13 protein-coding genes and 3 rRNA genes are annotated in these 22,103 nt (G+C 69.6%); 7 read left to right on the forward strand and 9 right to left on the reverse strand.

Annotated features, from left to right (window positions below; genetic code table 11):
- Positions 1-30: 30 nt before the first annotated feature.
- The 8 genes from ACQPYA_RS12015 to ACQPYA_RS12050 form a co-directional block, all read right to left on the reverse strand.
- Positions 31-2,118: a HelD family protein gene (locus ACQPYA_RS12015; RefSeq protein ID WP_433532683.1), complete on the reverse strand. Its 2,088-nt coding sequence runs from the start codon at positions 2,116-2,118 to the stop codon at positions 31-33.
- 197 nt (positions 2,119-2,315) lie between these two features.
- A complete protein-coding gene (locus ACQPYA_RS12020; RefSeq protein ID WP_433532684.1) occupies positions 2,316-3,332 on the reverse strand; it encodes a TolB family protein in 1,017 nt (338 codons plus the stop codon).
- A complete protein-coding gene (locus tag ACQPYA_RS12025; protein WP_433532685.1) occupies positions 3,329-4,567 on the reverse strand; it encodes an MFS transporter in 1,239 nt (412 codons plus the stop codon). The genes ACQPYA_RS12020 and ACQPYA_RS12025 overlap by 4 nt, the downstream gene beginning before the upstream one ends.
- Before the next feature lie 28 nt (positions 4,568-4,595).
- Positions 4,596-5,717 (reverse strand): DegT/DnrJ/EryC1/StrS family aminotransferase, encoded by a 1,122-nt coding sequence (locus tag ACQPYA_RS12030; RefSeq protein WP_433532686.1) that lies wholly within the window; start codon positions 5,715-5,717, stop codon positions 4,596-4,598.
- 27 nt (positions 5,718-5,744) lie between these two features.
- Positions 5,745-6,443, reverse strand: coding sequence for an acetyltransferase (locus tag ACQPYA_RS12035; protein WP_433532687.1), 699 nt, complete (start codon positions 6,441-6,443; stop codon positions 5,745-5,747).
- Positions 6,443-7,579, reverse strand: coding sequence for a DegT/DnrJ/EryC1/StrS family aminotransferase (locus tag ACQPYA_RS12040; RefSeq protein ID WP_433532688.1), 1,137 nt, complete (start codon positions 7,577-7,579; stop codon positions 6,443-6,445). The genes ACQPYA_RS12035 and ACQPYA_RS12040 overlap by 1 nt, the downstream gene beginning before the upstream one ends.
- 116 nt (positions 7,580-7,695) lie before the next feature.
- The gene (locus tag ACQPYA_RS12045) at positions 7,696-8,661 is read right to left on the reverse strand and encodes an NAD-dependent epimerase/dehydratase family protein (protein ID WP_433532689.1); all 966 of its coding nucleotides are present in this window, start codon (positions 8,659-8,661) and stop codon (positions 7,696-7,698) included.
- A 90-nt stretch (positions 8,662-8,751) separates the two neighbouring features.
- On the reverse strand, positions 8,752-9,813 hold the full coding sequence (locus tag ACQPYA_RS12050; protein ID WP_433532690.1) for a Gfo/Idh/MocA family protein: 1,062 nt from the start codon (positions 9,811-9,813) through the stop codon (positions 8,752-8,754).
- Between the two features lie 270 nt (positions 9,814-10,083).
- Here ACQPYA_RS12050 and ACQPYA_RS12055 point away from each other — a divergent pair, with 270 nt between their 5' ends.
- Positions 10,084-10,713 carry an acyltransferase gene (locus tag ACQPYA_RS12055; RefSeq protein WP_433532691.1) on the forward strand — a complete coding sequence of 210 codons (630 nt, stop codon included), beginning with the start codon at positions 10,084-10,086 and terminating at the stop codon, positions 10,711-10,713.
- Between the two features lie 43 nt (positions 10,714-10,756).
- Here the strand turns inward: ACQPYA_RS12055 and ACQPYA_RS12060 are convergent, their stop codons facing one another.
- Positions 10,757-11,146, reverse strand: a complete 390-nt coding sequence (locus ACQPYA_RS12060; protein WP_433533478.1) for a PaaI family thioesterase — start codon at positions 11,144-11,146, stop codon at positions 10,757-10,759.
- 102 nt (positions 11,147-11,248) lie between these two features.
- Between ACQPYA_RS12060 and tyrS the strand changes: the two genes are divergently transcribed.
- The 6 genes from tyrS to ACQPYA_RS12090 all read left to right on the forward strand — a co-directional run bounded on the left by tyrS (position 11,249) and on the right by ACQPYA_RS12090 (position 22,025).
- Entirely contained in the window at positions 11,249-12,541 is a 1,293-nt protein-coding gene (tyrS, locus tag ACQPYA_RS12065; RefSeq protein ID WP_433532692.1) for a tyrosine--tRNA ligase, read from the forward strand.
- 623 nt (positions 12,542-13,164) lie between these two features.
- A 16S ribosomal RNA gene (locus ACQPYA_RS12070) occupies positions 13,165-14,680 on the forward strand.
- A 382-nt stretch (positions 14,681-15,062) separates the two neighbouring features.
- Positions 15,063-18,176, forward strand: a 23S ribosomal RNA gene (locus ACQPYA_RS12075).
- Between the two features lie 97 nt (positions 18,177-18,273).
- Positions 18,274-18,390, forward strand: a 5S ribosomal RNA gene (rrf, locus tag ACQPYA_RS12080).
- The 16S, 23S and 5S rRNA genes sit together here, the layout of an rRNA operon.
- A gap of 1,752 nt (positions 18,391-20,142) precedes the next feature.
- Positions 20,143-21,009 (forward strand): tetratricopeptide repeat protein, encoded by an 867-nt coding sequence (locus ACQPYA_RS12085; protein ID WP_433533479.1) that lies wholly within the window; start codon positions 20,143-20,145, stop codon positions 21,007-21,009.
- Positions 21,006-22,025: an HAD-IIA family hydrolase gene (locus ACQPYA_RS12090; protein ID WP_433532693.1), complete on the forward strand. Its 1,020-nt coding sequence runs from the start codon at positions 21,006-21,008 to the stop codon at positions 22,023-22,025. The genes ACQPYA_RS12085 and ACQPYA_RS12090 overlap by 4 nt, the downstream gene beginning before the upstream one ends.
- The last annotated feature ends 78 nt before the right edge of the window (positions 22,026-22,103 follow it).

Below are 22,103 nucleotides of genomic sequence, written 5' to 3' on the forward strand. Positions count from 1 at the left end.
GCGGATCATAGGAAGCCCGCTCAGCCGCGTCTACCCCGTCCGGTCGAAGACCTCCGCCGGCAGCGGCTTGCTGTGCAGGATGACCAGCTCCGCGACGGCCCGGGTCAGGGCGACGTAGAGCCGGTTCATGCCGCGCGGCTCGGCGGCGACGATGTCGGCGGGCTCCACCAGCACCACCCGGTCGTACTCCAGGCCCTTCACCTGACTGACCGGGATCGCGTTCACGGCGGCAGCCAGGTGGTCGGCTGCGATGACGGTGCCGGTCTCCTGCGCCACCGCCTCGGCCAGGTCGTCCACCTGACGGATGGTCAGGGTGCCGCCCGGTCGGAAGGAACGGGTGGGTTCGATGCCCGGCGGCAGGGCGCGGGCGGCGACATCGGCGATGGCCTGCGGCACCCGGTACCCGGTCGGCAGGTCGAGCGTCCTGGCCTCCCGCCTGCCCAGCCGTTTCACCAGCTCCGGCCAGGAACCGGCGGCCAGCGGATGGGTGGCCTGGCCGAGGTCGCCCAGGATGGTCATCGAGGCGTGGGCGGCGCGACGTGCGATCATCCGACACTCCATCGGGGACAGATCCTGCGCCTCGTCGAGGATGACGTGCAGGTAGACGTCGTCGACGGGTTCCTCGACCTCCGCCACCGGCAGCGGCTCGGCCAGCACCGGCACGAATCCCTCCTCGCCGTACGGGTCGAAGCCGTCGCCCCAGCTCACCACCGTGTGCCCCTCGCGGAGGACGATCGCGGCGGCCCACCGCTGCGCGGCCCAGAAGTTGTTGTTCTCGATGGCCTGCCCGGCGAGCGCGATGGGCGTGGCCAGCCCGGGCGCGAAGAGCTGCCAGCCGTCGTTGAGGCTCCAGCTCACCACGAAACTCTCCGGCAGCCGAGCGCCGCTGCGCAGCTCACGCAGCTGCCACTCCGGCCTGGCCGCCGTCGGCCGCTCCGGCATCCCCAGGATCTCGGCGAGCTCGTCGAGCAGCGGAACGTCGTCCACCGTCCACTCGCCGTGCTGGGCGGGGAGGACGTCCTGCGGGGTCAGCGGTGGCCACCAGGCGTTCAGGAAGGCGTCCGGGACCTCCCTGCCGCCCAGCAGGTCCGACAACACCCTGGCCGCCTCGGCACGGGCGCCGTTGGGCCTGACGCCCTGCGCCTCGCATCTCCTGCGTATCTCCAGGCGGGCCTTTGCCAGGTCGTCGGCCCCGAGGGCACGCAGCTGCTCCGGCGCGTTCGGTGGGGTGTCCCAGGCCAGCTCGGTCAGCACCCGCACCATCTTCAGGTCCCCCTTGGACCGGGCCACCTCGGCGGAGTCACGCCGGGTCGCGACGACCCCCTCGAACAGCTCGCCGATCGCCCGCAGGTGGACGTTCTCCTCGCCCAGTCCGGGCAGCACCCGCCCGATGTACTCGGTGAACACCGTCGACGGACCGACCACCAGCACCCGGCCGTCGGCGAACCTGCCCCGGTCGGTGTAGAGCAGGTAGGCCGCGCGATGCAGGGCCACCTGGGTCTTGCCGGTCCCCGGGCCGCCGGTGATCAGGGTGACGCCGGCGGCCGGGGCACGGATCGCCTCGTCCTGCTCGCGCTGGATGGTGGTGACGATGTCGCGCATGTGTTCGCCGCGCGCCCGGTGGAGCGAGGCGAGCAGGGCGCCCTCGCCGACCACGCCGTCGACATCCTGCTGGGACAGCACGTCGTCGTCGAGGCCGACCACCCGGGGGCCCACGCAGGTGATGACCCGGCGGCGTGCCACGCCGAGCGGCTCACCGGGGGTGGCCCGGTAGAACGGCGCGGCGGCCGGCGCACGCCAGTCCACCACCAGCGGCTCACGGTTCTCGTCGCGTACGCCGAGCCGGCCGATGCGATAGGTGTCGCCGTCGTCGAAGTCCAGCCTCCCGAAGACGATGCCCTCCTCCTGCCCGCTCAGGTCGGCGAGCGTGGCGGCGGCACGCAGGACCATGGCGTCGCGCTCGACCAGGCCGGCGACCGGACCCGAGGCGGCGCGGCTGTGCCCCTCTGCCGTCAGCTCTTTCGCCTGCCCGCGCATGACCTCCAGGCGGGCGTAGACCTGGTCGACCACCTGCTGTTCGATGGCGATCTGATGGGCGGTCTGGTGGGTTTCGGACACGGGCTTCCCGTCGTCGTTCCTGCGTGACCGGTGCGGCTGGCAGGGCCGACCAGCACCTGTGACTGGTCGAGAGTATGTGCGCGGCAGCAGCACAAAATCGGCATCTGGCCCGATTCGGCGCGCTTGGCCGGCCGATATGATGGCCGTGGCGGAGGGAATTCAGCTGCGCGAAAGCGAGTTCGGCCCGGCCCGGCCGGTCAGCGCACCACTGCCGGGGACCAGGCGTCGGGGATCAGCAGGCGCGGCTCGCCGCTACCGTCGGCCGGGGTGGCCCAGACGTCGCTGGAGGCCGAGGCCGCGTCCGCGCGTGGCAGACCGTAGAGCACCGTCTCGTTGTCGAGCCACTCGATCTGGTCGTCGACGCTGCGGGTCTCGCTCAGCAGCGTCTCCGTGCCGGTCCTCAGGTCGTAGACCGCCGCCCGCCAGCGGCCCGGCGGCTGATCGCCGCGCTTCTTGAACGCCACCCGGGTGCCGTCCGGCGAGAGCGACGGGCACTCCACGTCCGTGCGTAGCGCGGTGACCGTGCGAGCGGTGAGGCTCCCCTCGACCAGCCAGGTCTTACCGCCCGAGGCGGCGGTGGCGTAGAAGCGGTCGCCGTCGGCGAAGGTGACCCCCCACAGGTTCTTGTCGATCGCGGTGACCACCCGGCCGCCGACCACCAGCTTGAACTCCTCGATGTCGCCCACCACCTCGCCACCGGCGCGGGTGACGACCGTGCGGGTGGAGAACTGGCCCGGATTGGCGTACGAGTCACCGGAGACGAAGCTGGTGGTGGCGGCCAGCGAGCCGTCGGCGGAGAGCCGGGTGCGACTGGGAATGCCGGTCAGCGGCAGATCCTGCGTCGGCTGCCAGCCGGCATCGAGCAGCCGCGCCGAGTACGTGGTGACGATGCCCCGGTCGGCGGAGAGGCAGACCGCACGGTCGGCGGTGGCGTAGACCCGCTCGCAGGAGACCGGGGCGAAGGTGCGGGGCCCGCCGGGGGCGGTGAGCGGCACCACGGCGACCCGCCCGTACTGCTGACCGAGGGCGGTGCTGCGGAACACCACGTGCGGCTGCGTACGCAGCGGCCCGAGCGCCCCGCCGGTGGCGACCGGCGTCGCCGCCGCTTCGAGGCTGACCTGCACGTGCCGCACCCGCCACACGTAGCCACCGGCCCCGACGACGGCGACCAGCAGAATGACGCCCAGCAGCGCCAACCGGACCCGGAAACTCATGCCGCCGCCTCCGTGCGGTCGATTCCGCGCAGCAGCCAGCCGGCCGCCGGGACCACGACGGCGAGCAGCGCCGCGAAGAGCAGCAGCGACCAGCCCGGTCCCTGGAGGCTCCAGAGCAGACCGAACAGCAGCGACGAGCCGAACCGGGCGAGCACCACCACGGTCTGCGCGGCGGCGATGCCGCTGCCCCGGGCCCCCGGCGCGACCAGGCGGCTGACCAGCGCGGGCAGCACCCCGTCGGTGGCGGCGTAGTAGACGCCGAGGCAGAGCAGCACGGCGAGGGTGAGGGTGAGGCCGCCGGAGGGCAGGGCCGCCAGCAGGTAGCAGGCGAGCAGCGCGCCATGGCCGGCGACCAGCACGCGGGCCCGGCCGACGCGGTCGGCGAGCCGCCCCAGAGGTACGGCGAGACCGAGGTAGGCGAGGCTGGTGCCGACGTACAGCAGCGGGAACCAGGTGGCGGCGAAGTCGTCGCGGTCCTGTAGGGCCAGGTAGAGGAAGCCGTCGCCGACGGTGACCAGGCCGAGCAGCCCGGCGGCGAGCAGTGGCCGCCGCAACCGCCGGCCGGCGACCTCGGCGGCGACCCGCCGTAGCCCCAGCCGGGCCCCCTGGGTCGCGGTCCTGATGTTGGGCACGAAGAGGACCAGGACGGCCAGGCCCAGCACGGCGACGGCGAACGAGACCACGAAGATCGAGTCGTAGCTGCCCGGCACGGCGGCCAACAGGGCGAAGGCGACCAGCGGCCCGAGGGCCGCGCCGAAGGTGTCGAGCGTCCGGTGCACCCCGAAGGAGCGCCCCAGCATGTCCGGGGCCGAGGAGTGGGCGATCAGCGCGTCCCGGGGCGCGGTGCGCAGCCCCTTGCCCAGCCGGTCCGCGGTGACCACCGCGGTGATCGCGGCGAACCCGGTGGCGGGCAGCATCGCGATCCGGCTCAGCGCCGAGGTGCCGTAGCCGAGCACGGCCACCCACTTCGGCTGGCCGCCCCGGTCGCCGGCGTAGCCGCCGGCGAGCCGGACGAAGGCGCTGACCCCCTGGTAGATCCCGTCCAGGAAGCCGTACGCGATCGGGCTGAGCCCGACCACCGCGGTGAGATAGAGCGGCAGGATCGACGCCACCATCTCCGAGGAGACGTCGGTCAGCAGGCTGACCACGCCGAGCAGGACCACCGTGGTGGAGACCCGGCGCACCCCGTCCTTGTTCTTCGTCCCGTCGGCGTGGGGTCGGTCCCGCAGCGACACGTACACGATCTGGGCCGGCCTTGTCGCTCTAGTCGGTCAATGCGGCGGCCAGCGCCTCGGCGACGCGGGCCTGCTGGGCGGGGGTGATCTGCGGGTAGATCGGCAGGGAGAGCAGCTCGTCGGCGGCCCGCTCGGCGTGCGGGAACGCGCCGGCCGGGTACCCGAGGTCGGCGAAGGCGCCGGTGCGGTGCACCGGAACCGGGTAGTGGATGCCGGCGCCCACCCCCGCCGCGTTGAGCCGGGCCAGCACCGCGTCCCGGCGCGCCGGAGTGCCGTCACCGGCGATCCGCACGCAGTAGATGTGCCAGACGTGCTCGTTGCCGTCGACGGTGACCGGACGGACCACGTCCAGCGACGCCAGCAACTCGTCGTAGCGGGCCGCGGCGGCGCGGCGGGCCGCGTTCCAGTCCGCGAGCCGGCCGAGCTTGGCCCGGAGCACGACCGCCTGGAGACCGTCGAGGCGGCTGTTCACCCCGACGATGTCGTGCGCGTACTTGGTCAGGCCGCCGTGGCTGCCCAGCGTGCGTACGGTGGTGGCGAGGCCGGCGTCGGCGGCCACCACCGCGCCCGCGTCGCCGTACGCGCCGAGGTTCTTGCCCGGGTAGAAGCTGGTGGCGGCGATGCCGTCGGCCCCGGCCTGCCGGCCGTGCCGGGTGGCGCCCTGACACTGGGCGGCGTCCTCAACGACCGCCACGTCCCGCCCGGCCAGCCCGGCGCGCAGCCGCGCCACGTCGGCGAGCTGCCCGTAGAGGTGCACCGGGAGCACGGCCCGGGTCGCCGGGGTGACGGCGGCCAACGCCGCGTCGACGTCGATCAGGTAGGACGCCGGGTCGCAGTCGACCAGGACCGGCCGGCCGCCGGCCCGGGCGACCGCCTCGGCGGTGGCGATGAAGGTGTTCGCCGGCAGGATCACCTCGGCGCCCGGCCCGACCCCGATGGCACGCAACGCCAACTCGATCGCGTCGGTCCCGTTGGCCACGCCGACACAGTGCGGCACGCCGGTGAAGGCCGCGTACTCGCGCTCGAAGGCGGCCACCTCCGCGCCGCCGACGAACGCGGTGTCGGCGATGACCCGCTTGAATCCGGCCTCGACCTCCTCCGCCACCTCCACGTGCGCGGCGGCGAGATCGACGAGCGGAATGTTCGGCATGCTAGTTCCCCACAACCCTCAGAACGGTCATTTCCCGTACGCCGCAGCCGGCTCGGCCACCGGCGCGAGCCGGCCCGGTCGGGCGGCGCGCAGCCGGCGGGCCGGGCTGCCGACCCAGACCTCACCCGACGGTACGTCGCACACCACCACCGAACCCATCCCCACCAGCGACCATTCGCCGACGGTCACGGCCTCCCGGATCAGCGCCCCCGCGCCGAGGTACGCCCCGGTGTGCAGCACCACGCCACCGCCGACCCGGACCCCGGAGGCGAGGGTGACATGGTCGGCGACCCGGTCGTCGTGGGTGAGCACCACCTGCGGCATCACCGCCACGTGCGCCCCCACCGTCACGTCCGCGGTCAGCACCACCCCGGCCAGCAGCACCGTGCCGGGGCCGAGCGAACTGCCCGCGCCGACGTCAGCGGCCGGATGGACGATCGTGGCGTACCGCTCGGCCGGCAACCCCAACCGCTGCACGATCCGCTGCCGGGCGGCGTAGTCGCCCGGATTGCCGACGCAGACCACGGCGGCCGTGCCGGGCAGCTCGACCAGCCCGTCGATCGCGCCGAGGATCGGCAGGCCGGCCCGCTCGGTGCCGTGCAGCGCCGGGTCGTCGTCGAGGAAACCGCGCAGCCGCCAGGTCGGCCGCACCTCGTTGACCGCCCGGACCGCCGCCGCGGTCTCCCGCGCGAACCCGCCCGCGCCGACGATGACCAGGTCGCGCATCAGCCGGCCCGCTTGCGCAGCACGCCGACGATGTGGTCCTGGTCGTCCTCGGTCAGCGCGTGATGCAGCGGCAGGATCAGCGAGTCGCGGGTCAGCCGCTCGGTCACCGGCAGCGGCGCGGGCGTCACGTCGGCGTAGGCCGGCTCCAGATGGGCGGCCATGATGCCACGCCGGGCCGACACACCGGCCGAAGCCAGCTCCGCGAGCACCTCGTCGCGGCCCACCCGGTACTCCCGGTCGATCAGCACCCAGAACGACTGGAAGTTGGTCTCGCCGTACGCCGGGTCGCGGACCGGCACCAGGCCGCCGACGGCGGCGAGCAGCTCGTGGTAGCGCGCCGCCATCGCCCGCCGGTGGGCCACCAGCTCCGCGAGCCGGCCGAGCTGCACCAGCCCGATCGCCGCCTGGATGTCGGTCATCCGGTAGTTGAAGGCGGTCTCCAGGTACGACTCCAGCACCGGCTGGGCACTGGCGTGCCGGTCGGCCGCGGAGACGTTCATCCCGTGTTCCCGCAACCGGCGCAGCCGGGTGGCCCAGGCCGGATCGTCCGTGGTGACCATCCCGCCCTCGCCGGTGGTGAGCAGCTTGCGGGGGTGGAACGACCAGGCGGAGATGGTGGCTCCCGCGCCGACCGGCCGGCCGTACGCGGTCGAGCCGGCGGCGCACGCCGCGTCCTCGACCAGCGCCACCCCCCACCGGCTGCCGGCCTCCCGCAGCGCGGTGACGTCGAACGGCACACCGCCCTGGTGGACGGCGATGACCGCCCGGGTCCGGGGGGTACGCACCGCGTCGACCGTCGCCACCGTCAGGTTGCCGGTGGCCAGGTCGACATCGGCGAAGACCGGCGTCGCTCCGACGTAACGCACCGCGTTGGCGGTGGCGATGAAGGAGAACGACGGCACGATCACCTCGTCACCCGGGCCGACCTCCAGCACCACCAGCGCCAGGTGCAGCGCGGTCGTGCAGGAGCTGACCGCCACCCCATGGCCGGCGCCGACCGCCGCGGCGAACTCCTGCTCGAAGCGGGCCACCCGCGGCCCCTGCGCCACCCAACCCGACCGGACCGCGTCGGCGGCGGCCTGCGCCTCCTCCTCGCCGAGCCGCGGGATCATCACCGGAATCCGGCGCTCGGTCACTGGGCCGTCTTCCGTTCGCGACTGCGGGGCTCGCAGGCCCGGCTCACTCCTCGCGCTCACCGAGCCGTCTTCCGTTCGCGACTGCGGGGCTCGCAGGCCCGGCTCACTCCTCGCGCTCACTTTTCGCCCCGCCACCAGTCGACCAGGCCCTGGAGCCCCTCGTGCAGGCCGATCTCGGTGCGGAAGCCGAGCCGCTGGGCGGCGGCGGTGGTGTCGGCCAGGCGGCGGGTGACCCCGTTGACCGCGCGGGCCGGCCCGAACTCCGGCGCCAGGTCGCACTTCATCACGTCGCTGAGCGCCTGGGCCAACTCCCGCAGGCTGGTCTCGGTGCCGCTGGCGACGTTGAACACCTCGTCGGTGACGTCGGCGCGGGCGGCCAGGATGTTGGCCCGGGCGATGTCGGCGACGTGGACGAAATCCATCGTCTGTAGCCCGTCGCCGAGGATCAGCGGCGGCCGGCCCGCCTCGATCCGCTCCATCCAGCGGATCAGGACCTCGGTGTAGAGGCCGTGGATGTCCATCCGGGGGCCGTACACGTTGAAGTAGCGCAGCGCCACGTAGTCCAGCCCGTACATGCTGTGGAAGCTGCGCAGCATGCCCTCGTTGAACGCCTTCGCCGCGCCGTAGAACGTGTCGTTGTGGTACGGGTGCTGCCGCTCGCTGGTCGGGAACTCGTCGGCGAGGCCGTACACCGAGGCCGACGACGACAGGACCACCTTGCGCACCCTGGCCGCGGCTGCCGCCTCCAGCACGTTGAACGTCCCGTCGACCAGCACCTCGTTGGCCAGCCGCGGCTCCTCCGCGCACTGGGTGATGCGGATCGCGGCGAGGTGGAAGACCAGATCCTTGCCCTGGGTGAGTTCCTGTACGAGCGAGATGTCCCGGATGTCGCCCTCGACCACCCGGACGCTGCCGTGCGGCAGGGCCCGGGTCAGGTTCTCCCGCCGGCCCCGGACGAAGTTGTCGAGGACGACCACCTCCGCCGCGCCACCGGCGATCAGCTCGTCCACGACATGGGAGCCGATCGTGCCCGCCCCACCTGTGACCAGGGCACGCGCCCCGGAGATCTCCACCGCGCTCATGACCGCAGTCCGCTCCAATCCGTGCCGCCCAGCGGCTCCGTCACACCGAGTCCCATGCCCAGCCCGGTCACAGTCCCATGCCCAGCCCGGTCACACCGCTGCCCCATCGCTGACGTCGACCAGTCTTCCCCCGTCGGCGAGACTGCGGGAGGCGGCCTCCAGGATGGCGATCACCCGCAGGCCAGACCGTCCGTCGGTGAGCGCCGGAGTGCCGCTGCGGATGGAACGCGCGTACTCCTCGACCATGGTCCGCAGGGCCTCCCGCTCGGTCAGCGCCGGCGCGACCATGTCCCCGGAGCGGTACGACACCAGCATGTCCCGGCGCTGCTCGTCGCCGAGCTCCTCGGTCGAGGCCACGTCCACCCCGCGATCGAAGATGGAAACCCGCTGGCTGGGGTTGAGGTCGTCCCAGACCAGAGTCCGCTTGGACCCGCCGATGATGGTGGTCCGGATCTTCACCGGCGAGAGCCAGTTGACGTGGATGTGCGCGATCGCCCCGGTGTTCAACCGCAACGTCAGATATGCGACGCAGGCCCGGCCCGCACCGATGCGATCCGCGCCGTGCGCGGCCACCGCGACCGGAACCACCCCGGGCGGCAGAATGAAATCAAGAATCGACAGGTCGTGCGGCGCCAGATCCCACATCACGTCGATGTCGCGCTGGACCAACCCCAGATTGATCCGTACGGAGTCGAGGTACTGCAGTTCACCCAGTTCCCCACTGTGAAGCAGGTCACGAATGTGCAGCACGGCCGGCGTATAGCAGTAGGTGTGGTCGCACATCAGCGACAGCCCCCGGCGTTCCGCCTCGGCGACCAGCGCGCGCCCCTGCGCGGAACTGGCCGCCAACGGCTTCTCCACCAGCACGTGTTTGCCGGCGCGCAGCGCCGACATGGCGACCTCCAGATGGGTGCCGGCCGGGGTGGCGACGGCGATCGCCTGCACCGTGTCGTCGGCCAGCACCGTGGCCAGGTCGTCGGTGGTCTGGACCGTCGAGTAACCGCCGAGAACCCGTTCGGCGCGGCCCACGTCGAGGTCGCACAGCCAGCGCAACCGGAAGTCGGTGGACGCCTGGAAGTTGCGGACAAGATTCGGGCCCCAGTAACCGGCGCCGACGACGGCCACGCCGATCGGTTCGTGCGATGCGTTCACGGACATCCGTTCGCTAGGCAGGACAGGACGCGCTCGCTGACGAGCGGGTCAGGAAGGTCCGTCCGGCAAGCTATCGAGAGCGCCATCGGATACGCCAGTGCAGTGACGGAATTCCAGCAATGACGCCGGGGCGAGAGGGCCATTCGGTTCGCCGCCTGCCCCGGGTGGTCCATTCCGCGCGCTGCGTCGGCTTGCTTACATCGGCCTTGTCGACCAGCGGCTACCGTTCTCCAGCCCGACGACACCGCCGCACGGATGAAGGAGCCACGGATGACCAACGACCCGGCGACGCCGCGCGGCGACGTGCAGATCGCCGCGACGGCCGACGTCGACGAGCGCGCCAGCATCCGTCCCGGCACGCGCGTCTGGCACCTGGCGCAGATCCGCGAGGGGGCCTCGGTCGGCCAGAACTGCATCATCGGCCGTGGCGCGTACGTGGGGCCCGGCGTCCGCCTCGGCGACAACGTCAAGCTGCAGAACCACGCCCTGGTCTACGAGCCGGCGCAGCTGGCCGACGGCGTCTTCGTCGGGCCGGCCGCGGTGCTCACCAACGACGAGTACCCCCGGGCGGTGACCCCCGACGGGCGGCTCAAGAGCGGTGCGGACTGGACGGCGGTCGGCGTGGTCGTCGGCGAGGGCGCGGCGATCGGCGCGCGGGCCGTCTGCGTGGCACCGGTCACCATCGGCCGATGGGCGATGATCGCGGCGGGCGCCGTGGTCACCAGGGACGTACCGGACTTCGCGCTCATGGTCGGCGTTCCCGCCCGGCGGGTGCGCTGGGTGGGACGAGCGGGCGAGCCGCTGGTCGCCAAGGGCGACGGCCAGTACGTGTGCCCGCGTACCGGCGCCGAGTACCGCGAGGAGGCGGGGCGGCTGACCGAGCTGACCGCAGCCGGATAGCGGCCGGGCTGGGGCCGACCGGCGGGCGCCGGCTCCCGGCCGATCAGGCAGCGGCCGGGGAGAGGTTCTGGAGGCGGACCTGGCCACGGGCGACCAGCCGGGCCTCGGCATCGGTGATCTCCACCTGCCACAGCTGCTGGCTGCGTCCCCGGTGCACCGGAGTGCCGACCGCGGTCAGCTCGCCGTCGCGGACCGCCCGCAGGAAATCGGTCTGGTTCGACACGCCGACCACCTGCCCACGGTCGCCGAACCAGAGGGCCCCGCCCACGCTGGCCGCCGTCTCCACCACCGCGCAGTAGACCCCGCCGTGTTGGATGCCGTACGGCTGGTACAGCTCCGGGCGTACCCGCCAGCGGATCGTCACCCGATCGCCGCTGACCTCGTCGAACTCCAGCCCGAGCAGGGCGACGAAACCGCCCGACATCGCCGGCATCTCCACGGCAGCCTCCTCGATCTTGGCGCCGCCAGCCTAGCCCGCGGCCCGTGACGGAACCCGGTAGGGCCGGACCCGCTCGATGGGGGAGAATCGGTGATCGTGACCGACAGCAATTTCCCGCCGTCCGGGCGGGGCTCCCTGACCGACGACCTGCGGTGGCGCGGCCTGCTCCAGGACTCCACCGATCCTGGCGAGCTGCGTTCGCTGCTCGACGGCCCCGAGGCCGCCTTCTATGTGGGCTTCGACCCGACCGCGCCGAGCCTGCACGTCGGCCACCTGATGCAGGTCACCACGGCTCGTCGGCTCCAGCTCGCCGGGCACCGCCCGCTGCTGCTGGTCGGCGGTGCGACGGGTCAGATCGGTGACCCGAAGGAGAGCGCGGAGCGCAGCCTCAACCCGCCGGAGGTCGTCGCCAGCTGGGTTCAGCGGATCCGCGACCAGCTCGCGCCCTTCGTGTCGTACACCGGCGACAACGCCGCCCAACTGGTCAACAACCTGGACTGGACCGGCGAGATGTCGGTGGTCGAGTTCCTCCGCGACGTGGGCAAGCACTTCCCGGTCAACAAGATGCTGGCCCGGGAGGTGGTCCGGGCCCGGCTGGAGAGCGGGATCAGCTTCACCGAGTTCAGCTACCAGCTCTTGCAGGCCAACGACTTCTTCGAGCTGCACCGGCGGTACGGCTGCCGGCTCCAGTTCGGCGGCTCCGACCAGTGGGGCAACATCACCGCGGGTGTCGACTACGTCCGCCGCCGCGGCCTCGGGCCGGTGCAGGCGTTCACCACGCCGTTGGTGACGAAGTCGGACGGCTCGAAGTTCGGCAAGACCGAGGGCGGCGCGGTCTGGCTCGACCCCGAGATGACCAGCCCGTACGCCTTCTACCAGTTCTGGATCAACGTCGACGACCGGGACGTGGGCCGCTACCTGCGCTACTTCAGTTTCCGTTCGCGGGAGGAGCTGGAGGCGCTGGAGAAGGAGACCGCCGAGCGTCCCGCCGCCCGGACGGCCCAGCGTGCCCTCGCCGAGGAACTGACCACCCTGGTGCACGGCGAGCGGGAGATGGCGCAGGTTGTCGCCGCCAGTCAGGCGCTGTTCGGCCGGGGCTCGCTGGAGGAGTTGTCGCCGGCCACCCTGCGCGCGGCGCTGACCGAGGCGGGCCTGGTCCACCTCGGCGAGTTGCCGGACGTGGCCACCCTGCTCAAGGAGTCCGGCCTGGTGCCGAGCATGAAGGAGGCCCGCCGGGTGATCGCCGAGGGCGGTGCGTACGTGAACAACAACCGGGTGACCGAGGCCGACGCCGTGGTCGCGCCGGAGGAGTTGCTGCACGGCCGGTACCTCGTGCTGCGCCGGGGCAAGCGCTCGTTCGCCGGCGTGGAGCTGGACAGCCAGTCGTAGTCGGCGGTGTGACGTGGAACGCGCCCGGCGGATTTGACGATCAATCCGCCGGGCGCGTAACTTTCTCTCTGCCAGCGCGGAACGGACGAAACAGGTCGAAAGACCTCAGGCCGGAAGCGCGGGTGGACCTCTCGGTTCTGGTGGGTACGCCCGCCGGAGCTGGGACCGGGTGGTGCCCCGGATTCGCCGCGAGGCGGATTTGGCGAGGCGGAACCGACCGGGTAAGGTTGACGACCGGCAGGGAACCAGGCGCGCTAGCGGGACACCGCAGCGGCTGGCCTGCCAAAACCACGACAGGGACGGCGAAAGCCGCACCGAATCGTGGTGCCCGGAGAAATGGGTTGAAGCGCGACAAAGCGGCAGCAGCCGGTTTGACACGGTAGAAACCAGCGGGTAACGTAGTAAAAGTGCCCGGCGCGAGTGCGGCGGGTGGGTTTGCCCCAGACGCGGTTCCACTATTGGAGTCAGCGTGTGGTGTGTGGTTGTTCTTTGAGAACTCAACAGGGTGCTTGATAAGCCAGTGCCAATTTGATTATTGCCTCGTGCTGGTCGGGCTTTGTTGTCTGGCTGGTTGGGGTTTCTTTGGCGACATTTTTTGTTGCTGGGGTTTGTTTTCCAAGTTTTTGTTGGAGAGTTTGATCCTGGCTCAGGACGAACGCTGGCGGCGTGCTTAACACATGCAAGTCGAGCGGAAAGGCCCTTTGGGGTACTCGAGCGGCGAACGGGTGAGTAACACGTGAGCAACCTGCCCTAGGCTTTGGGATAACCCTCGGAAACGGGGGCTAATACCGGATATTCACTGTCTGCCGCATGGTGGGTGGTGGAAAGATTTTTTGGCTTGGGATGGGCTCGCGGCCTATCAGCTTGTTGGTGGGGTGATGGCCTACCAAGGCGACGACGGGTAGCCGGCCTGAGAGGGCGACCGGCCACACTGGGACTGAGACACGGCCCAGACTCCTACGGGAGGCAGCAGTGGGGAATATTGCACAATGGGCGGAAGCCTGATGCAGCGACGCCGCGTGAGGGATGACGGCCTTCGGGTTGTAAACCTCTTTCAGCAGGGACGAAGCGTGAGTGACGGTACCTGCAGAAGAAGCGCCGGCCAACTACGTGCCAGCAGCCGCGGTAAGACGTAGGGCGCGAGCGTTGTCCGGATTTATTGGGCGTAAAGAGCTCGTAGGCGGCTTGTCGCGTCGACTGTGAAAACCCACAGCTCAACTGTGGGCTTGCAGTCGATACGGGCAGGCTAGAGTTCGGTAGGGGAGACTGGAATTCCTGGTGTAGCGGTGAAATGCGCAGATATCAGGAGGAACACCGGTGGCGAAGGCGGGTCTCTGGGCCGATACTGACGCTGAGGAGCGAAAGCGTGGGGAGCGAACAGGATTAGATACCCTGGTAGTCCACGCTGTAAACGTTGGGCGCTAGGTGTGGGGGGCCTCTCCGGTTCTCTGTGCCGCAGCTAACGCATTAAGCGCCCCGCCTGGGGAGTACGGCCGCAAGGCTAAAACTCAAAGGAATTGACGGGGGCCCGCACAAGCGGCGGAGCATGCGGATTAATTCGATGCAACGCGAAGAACCTTACCTGGGTTTGACATCGCCGGAAATCCTGCAGAGATGTGGGGTCCTTCGGGGCCGGTGACAGGTGGTGCATGGCTGTCGTCAGCTCGTGTCGTGAGATGTTGGGTTAAGTCCCGCAACGAGCGCAACCCTCGTCCCATGTTGCCAGCAATTCGGTTGGGGACTCATGGGAGACTGCCGGGGTCAACTCGGAGGAAGGTGGGGATGACGTCAAGTCATCATGCCCCTTATGTCCAGGGCTTCACGCATGCTACAATGGCCGGTACAATGGGCTGCGATACCGTGAGGTGGAGCGAATCCCAAAAAGCCGGTCTCAGTTCGGATCGGGGTCTGCAACTCGACCCCGTGAAGTCGGAGTCGCTAGTAATCGCAGATCAGCAACGCTGCGGTGAATACGTTCCCGGGCCTTGTACACACCGCCCGTCACGTCACGAAAGTCGGCAACACCCGAAGCCGGTGGCCCAACCCTTGTGGAGGGAGCCGTCGAAGGTGGGGCTGGCGATTGGGACGAAGTCGTAACAAGGTAGCCGTACCGGAAGGTGCGGCTGGATCACCTCCTTTCTAAGGAGCACCATCCAGTGAAAGCTGGTATGGAGCCCGCGGCCTGCGGATGTCGGGTCGGGGTGCTCGTTGGCGGAGACACTGGCGAGTTTTCTTCTGGCAACGGCCGGGATGTCTAGTACGACCATTCTTTGGGGTGGTAGGGAACGGTTGACCGGTGCGGCTGGGTGGGGAATGTAGAGCACCCTGTTGGGTCCTGAAGGAACAGCCCTGTGTGGTGGTTTCTTTTGGTGCCATTGTCCTGCCTGTGTGGTGGGGTGTGGTTTGCCAGGCATGGCCTGGTGTGGCATACCGCCGGCGGTGGTCGGGTTTGGTGTCGCACGTGGTGGGTTGTGGGTTGGTTGTTTGTTGAGAATTGCACAGTGGACGCGAGCATCTTTGTGGTCAAGTTGTCAAGGGCGGACGGTGGATGCCTTGGCACCAGGAGCCGATGAAGGACGTGGGAGGCCGCGATAGGCCTGGGGGAGCTGTCAACCGAGCTGTGATCCCAGGGTGTCCGAATGGGGTAACCCGGCTGGAGTCATGTCCAGTCACCTGCACCTGAATTCATAGGGTGTGTGGAGGGAACGCGGGGAAGTGAAACATCTCAGTACCCGTAGGAAGAGAAAACAAATAGTGATTCCGTGAGTAGTGGCGAGCGAAAGCGGATTGAGGCTAAACCGGTTGCGTGTGATACCTGTCAGGGGTTGCGTGGTCGGGGTTGTGGGACCCTGCTCGACAGGCTGACACCTGTTGGAGGAGTGATAAAGCCAGTTGTTAGCTGAATGGTCTGGAAAGGCTGACCGTAGACGGTGATAGTCCGGTAGGTGAAAGCAGCTGGTCTTCTGTGGGTGTTCCCGAGTAGCGGCGGACTCCTGTAATCTGCCGTGAATCTGCCAGGACCACCTGGTAAGCCTAAATACTTCCTGGTGACCGATAGCGGACGAGTACCGTGAGGGAATGGTGAAAAGTACCCCGGGAGGGGAGTGAAATAGTACCTGAAACCGTTCGCCTACAATCCGTCGGAGCCTTGCGGGGTGACGGCGTGCCTTTTGAAGAATGAGCCTGCGAGTTAGTGGCATGTGGCGAGGTTAACCCGTGTGGGGGAGCCGTAGCGAAAGCGAGTCTGAAGAGGGCGTTTGAGTCGCATGTTCTAGACCCGAAGCGGAGTGATCTAGCCATGGGCAGGCTGAAGCGTGGGTAAGACCGCGTGGAGGGCCGAACCCACCAACGTTGAAAAGTTGGGGGATGACCTGTGGTTAGGGGTGAAAGGCCAATCAAACTCCGTGATAGCTGGTTCTCCCCGAAATGCATTTAGGTGCAGCGTCGTGTGTTTCTTGCCGGAGGTAGAGCACTGGATGGTCTAGGGGGCCTACAAGCTTACCGAAATCAGCCAAACTCCGAATGCCGGTAAGTGAGAGCGCGGCAGTGAGACTGCGGGGGATAAGCTTCGTAGTCGAGAGGGAAACAGCCCAGATCACCAGCTAAGGCCCCTAAGCGTGTGCTAAGTGGAAAAGGATGTGGGGTCGCATAGACAACCAGGAGGTTGGCTTAGAAGCAGCCATCCTTTAAAGAGTGCGTAATAGCTCACTGGTCAAGTGGTTCCGCGCCGACAATGTAGCGGGGCTCAAGTACACCGCCGAAGCTGTGGCACTCACACGTGTACTTCGCCGGGTTTCTTTGGGAATCTGGTGCAGGTGTGTGGGTGGGTAGGGGAGCGTCGTGCCGGGGGTGAAGCAGCCGAGTGATCGAGTTGTGGACGCGGCACGAGTGAGAATGCAGGCATGAGTAGCGAAAGAAGGGTGAGAAACCCTTCCGCCGGATGACCAAGGGTTCCAGGGCCAGGTTAATCCGCCCTGGGTGAGTCGGGACCTAAGGCGAGGCCGAGAGGCGTAGTCGATGGACAACGGGTTGATATTCCCGTACCCGCGAAGGAGCGTCCCTGATGAACTTCGTTGTGCTAACCATCCGAGCCTGGTGTGGTCTTCGGACCATGCTGGGGGAGCGTGGGAACCTGGCGGGTAGTAGTCAAGCGATGGGGTGACGCAGGAAGGTAGCTGAGCCCGGCCGGTGGTTGTGCCGGGGTAAGCGTGTAGGCCGTGCCATAGGCAAATCCGTGGCGCATGTAGGCTGAGACGTGATGCCGAGCCGATTCAGGTGAAGTCAGTGATCCTATGCTGCCGAGAAAAGCCTCTAGCGAGTTTCGAGCGGCCCGTACCCCAAACCGACACAGGTGGTCAGGTAGAGAATACCGAGGCGATCGGGCGAACTGTGGTTAAGGAACTCGGCAAATTGCCCCCGTAACTTAGGGAGAAGGGGGGCCGGAGACGTGAAGCCCCGTGCGGGTGGAGCGTTGTATGGCCGCAGAGAGCAGGGGGAAGCGACTGTTTACTAAAAACACAGGTCCATGCGAAGAAGTAATTCGATGTATATGGACTGACGCCTGCCCGGTGCTGGAACGTTAAGGGGACCTGTTAGCTCTTCGGGGCGAAGCGGAGAACTTAAGCGCCAGTAAACGGCGGTGGTAACTATAACCATCCTAAGGTAGCGAAATTCCTTGTCGGGTAAGTTCCGACCTGCACGAATGGCGTAACGACTTCCCCACTGTCTCAACCACAGGCCCGGCGAAATTGCAGTACGAGTAAAGATGCTCGTTACGCGCGGCAGGACGGAAAGACCCCGGGACCTTTACTATAGCTTGACATTGGTATCTGAGTTAGCTTGTGTAGGATAGGTGGGAGCCGGTGAAGCGCATACGCCAGTATGTGTGGAGGCAATCTTGAAATACCACTCTGGTTGATTCGGGTATCTAACTTCGGGCCGTTATCCGGTTCAGGGACAGTGTCTGGTGGGTAGTTTAACTGGGGCGGTTGCCTCCTAAAGGGTAACGGAGGCGCCCAAAGGTTCCCTCAGCCTGGTTGGCAATCAGGTGTTGAGTGCAAGTGCACAAGGGGGCTTGACTGTGAGACTGACGGGTCGAGCAGGGACGAAAGTCGGGACTAGTGATCCGGCACTTGCGTGTGGAAGCGGTGTCGCTCAACGGATAAAAGGTACCCCGGGGATAACAGGCTGATCTTCCCCAAGAGTCCATATCGACGGGATGGTTTGGCACCTCGATGTCGGCTCGTCGCATCCTGGGGCTGTAGCAGGTCCCAAGGGTTGGGCTGTTCGCCCATTAAAGCGGTACGCGAGCTGGGTTTAGAACGTCGTGAGACAGTTCGGTCCCTATCCGCCGTGCGCGTAGGATACTTGAGAAGGGCTGTCCCTAGTACGAGAGGACCGGGACGGACGAACCTCTGGTGTGCCAGTTGTCCCGCCAGGGGCACGGCTGGTTAGCTACGTTCGGAAGGGATAACCGCTGAAAGCATCTAAGCGGGAAGCTTGCTTCAAGATGAGGTATCCCACCCCACATTGTGGGGGTAAGGCCCCCAGCTAGACGACTGGGTTGATAGGCCGGAGATGTAAGCCCGGTAACGGGTTCAGTTGACCGGTACTAATAGGCCGAGGACTTGCTCACGAAGGTTCTGCTCGCGTCCACTGTGTAACTCACGACAAACAAACATACACCCCGACAAGTGTGTTGGTGTTGGTGTTGTTTGATATGTTGATAAGGTTACGGCGGTCATGGCGGAGGGGAAACGCCCGGTCACATTCCGAACCCGGAAGCTAAGCCCTCCAGCGCCGATGGTACTGCACTCGGGAGGGTGTGGGAGAGTAGGACACCGCCGGACACACGTTACAGTCGAGGGCCGCCCGGAATCGGGCTGGCCCTCGACTGCGTTGCGCCGTGGGACGGCGTACTCAGGAAGGATGTACCTGTGAGTTCAGGACCTCAGGGCGGAGACCGTCCCCGGGGCTACGAGGGTCGGCCCGGCGACCGTGACGGCGGGTTCCGCCGTGGCGACCGCCCGTCGGACCGCGACGACCGCGGGCGGGAGCGCGGCTTCCGCGACGGCGGACGCGGCGAGGGCACCGACCGTTCCCGGTCCGGTGGCTTCCGGCGGGACGGCGACCGCCGTGAGGGCGGCTTCCGCGACGGTGACCGCGGCGCGACCGGGGGCTTCCGTGGCGAGCGCCGCGATCGGGGCTCCGGCGCCGGCCGCGAGGGCGACCGCGGCACGGGTGGCTTCCGTGGCGAGCGCCGCCACGACGACGACCGGCAGGGCGGGTTCCGTCGGGACAGCCGGGACGGTGGCGAGCGCCGTGACAGCGGATTCCGGGGCGGGGAACGTCGCGAGGGCGGCTTCCGTGGCTCCGACCGCCGGGAGGGTGACCGTCGCGAGGGCGGCTTCCGTGGCAACGACCGCCGCGACGGTGATCGCCGGGAGGGCGGCTTCCGCGGCGACCGCCGGGATGGCGGCTTCCGCGATGGGGAGCGCCGCGACGGTGGTTTCCGTGGCAACGACCGCCGGGAGGGTGACCGTCGCGACGGTGGTTTCCGTGGCGAGCGGCGTGACAGCGGGCCCCGGGACGGGGAGCGCCGTGACAGCGGATTCCGGGGCGGGGAGCGCCGGGATGGCGGCTTCCGCGGCGGTGACCGCTCCGAGGGCGGGTTCCGTGGCGAGCGCCGGGACGGCGGCGGCTTCCGTCGGGGCTCCGAGGAGCGCGACGGGTCTCGTGGTGGCCAGGGGCGCTACGACGGCGACCGCCAGGGCCAGCGTCGTGAGGGTGGCTTCCGCGACGGCGAGCGCCGGCCGGGCGGTTTCGGCGACCGGGACCGTGCCCCGCGTGGTGCGGGTGGCTTCGGCTCCGGCGAGCGCCGGGAGGGCGGCTTCCGGCGCGACGGTGAGCGCCGTGACGGCGGCTTCCGCGGCTCCGACCGCCGCGAGGGTGACCGCCGCGACGGCGGGTTCCGTGGCGACGGTGGTTTCCGTGGCGACCGGCGCGACAGCGGCGCCCGCGACGGTGGCGGCTTCGGCGGCGACCGCCGGGAGGGCGGCTTCCGGCCGGACCACCGGGACGGCGGGTACCGGACCGATCGCCGCGACGGCGAGCGTCGTGAGGGCGGGTTCCGCGGCGGCGAGGGTCGTGACGGTGGCTTCCGCGAGCGCCGCGACGGCGGGTTCCGTGGCGGTGAGCGTCGTGAGGGCGGCTTCCGTGGCGGCGAGAGCCGGGATGGTGGCTTCCGCGGTGGCGAGCGCCGCGAGGGTGGCTTCCGGGATCGGGACCGTTCCCCGCGCGGCGAGGGTGGCTCCGGTGGTGACCGCCGGGGAGGCGGCTACGGCTCCGGCGAGCGTCGTGAGGGCGGCTTCCGCCGAGGGAACGAGGAGCGGGGCGGTGAGCGCCGCGACCGGGGTTTCCGGGAGGACCGGGGGTTCCGTGACGACCGGGATCGGGACCGGCGTGCTGGCCGGGACGAGGCGGAGCAGGGCGAGGGCGGGCGTACGGCGGCGCCGGTGCTGCCCGACGAGATCGTCGCGACCGACCTGGACAAGGACGTCCGCGCCGAACTGCTCTCCCTGGCGAAGCCGGTCGCCGAGACCGTGGCCCGCCACCTGGTGGCGACCGGTCAGCTGATCGACGAGGACCCGGCCGAGGCGCTCGCCCATGCGCTGGCGGCGCGTCGACTCGCGTCGCGGATCGCGGCGGTCCGGGAGGCGGTCGGCCTGGCCGCGTACCACAACGGGGAGTGGCAGACGGCGATCGCCGAGCTGCGGACGTACCACCGGATGACCGGGGTGCAGAGCCACCTCGCGGTCATCGCGGACTGCGAGCGGGCGCTGGGCCGGCCGGAGCGGGCGATCGACCTGTTCCGCGGTGCGGACCAGGAGAAGCTGGATCCGGCCGTCGCGATCGAACTGCTGATCGTGGCCGCCGGCGCGCGGGGCGACCTCGGCCAGCGGGATGCGGCCGTGGCCATGCTGCAGGTCCGCGAGCTGACCGCCGACGAGGCCGAGCCGTGGACGGCCCGGCTGCGGTACGCGTACGCCGATGCGCTGCTGGCCGTCGGGCGGCGCGCGGAGGCGCGGGAGTGGTTCTCCCGCGCGGCGGAGGTCGACGCCGAGGCGGAGACCGACGCGGCGGAGCGGTTGCTCGAACTCGACGGGGTGGTCATCGAGGGTGACGACCAGGACGACCAGGATGAGGTGGCCGAGGAGCTGGCCGCCGACCCCGGCGCTCCCGGCGCCCTGCCCGCCCAGCCGGACGCCGACCTGTCCGGGGAGGCGGTCGACGAGCTGATCGAGGACGACCCCGCCGGGGAGGAGCCGACCGCAGCGGATGCGGCCGAGGAGGACTCGGCCGGCGAGCCGGCTCCGGTTCCCGGGGCCGAGCCGGCCGCGGAGCCGTCCGACGACGGGGAGCGCGCCGAGGGCGAGCGCCCTCAGGAACCGCAGGCGCAGCCGCGATGACCGGCGCCGGGCGTCGGCTGGTCGACGGGTACGCCCTGGTCGTTTTCGACCTGGACGGGGTGATCTACCTGATCGACCGGCCGATTCCCGGCGCGGTCGAGGCGGTCGCCCGGCTGCACGGTGAGGGCCGGGCCGTGGCGTACGCGACGAACAACGCCTCGCGCCGGGCCGGTGACGTCGCCGACCTGCTCACCGGGATGGGCGTGCAGGCGCGGCCGGAGGAGGTGCTGACCGCCGCGGCCGCCGCCGCCCAGCTCTTGGGCGAGCGGCTGCCGGCCGGCGCGCCGGTGCTCGTGGTGGGCGCCGAGGCGCTGCGGTCGGAGATCCGCGCGGTGGGCCTGACCCCGGTGTCCGGCGCCGACGAGTCGCCCGCCGCGGTGATCCAGGGCTACGGCCCGCAGGTGGGCTGGGCGGACCTGGCCGAGGCGGCGGTGGCCGTGCGGGCTGGCGCGACCTGGATCGCCACCAACACCGACCGGACGCTGCCCAGCGGGCGTGGACCGCTGCCGGGCAACGGCGCGCTGGTCGCCGCGCTGGCGACCGCGCTCGACCGGGACCCGGACGAGGTCGTGGGCAAGCCCGCGCCGGAACTCTTCACCACCGCCGCCCGGCGGGCCGGCGAGGGCCGGACGCTGGTCGTCGGCGACCGGTTGGACACCGACATCGAGGGCGCCAACCGGGCCGGCCTGGACAGCCTGCTGGTGCTCACCGGTGTCAGCGACGTTCCCGAGCTGCTCGCCGCCCCGTCCCACCGGCGGCCGACGTACGTCTCCTGGGACCTGGCCGGGCTCTTCGACCCGGCCGAGGTGGCGCCGGTGCCGGCGGCCGGGCCGGAGAACGGCGGCTGGCGGGTGGCGGCCGGGGCGGAGGGTTGGGAGCTGTCCGGGGCCGGACGTCCGCTGGACGCGCTCGCGGCGCTCTGCGCGGTGGCCTGGCAGCAACGGCCGACCGGCCGGCCCCGATCGGCGTCGCCGGAGGCGGCGAAGGCGCTGGAGTCTCTCGGCCTGGCACCCTGACCGTGGCGGCAGGCCGCCGAGCGTCATCGCTGGACGCGCGGGGGCCGCTGTGTGGTCGTCGGGTAGCGGTGACGCGGG

It is taken from the genome of Micromonospora sp. CA-263727 (assembly GCF_050942455.1).
Classification (GTDB): domain Bacteria; phylum Actinomycetota; class Actinomycetes; order Mycobacteriales; family Micromonosporaceae; genus Micromonospora.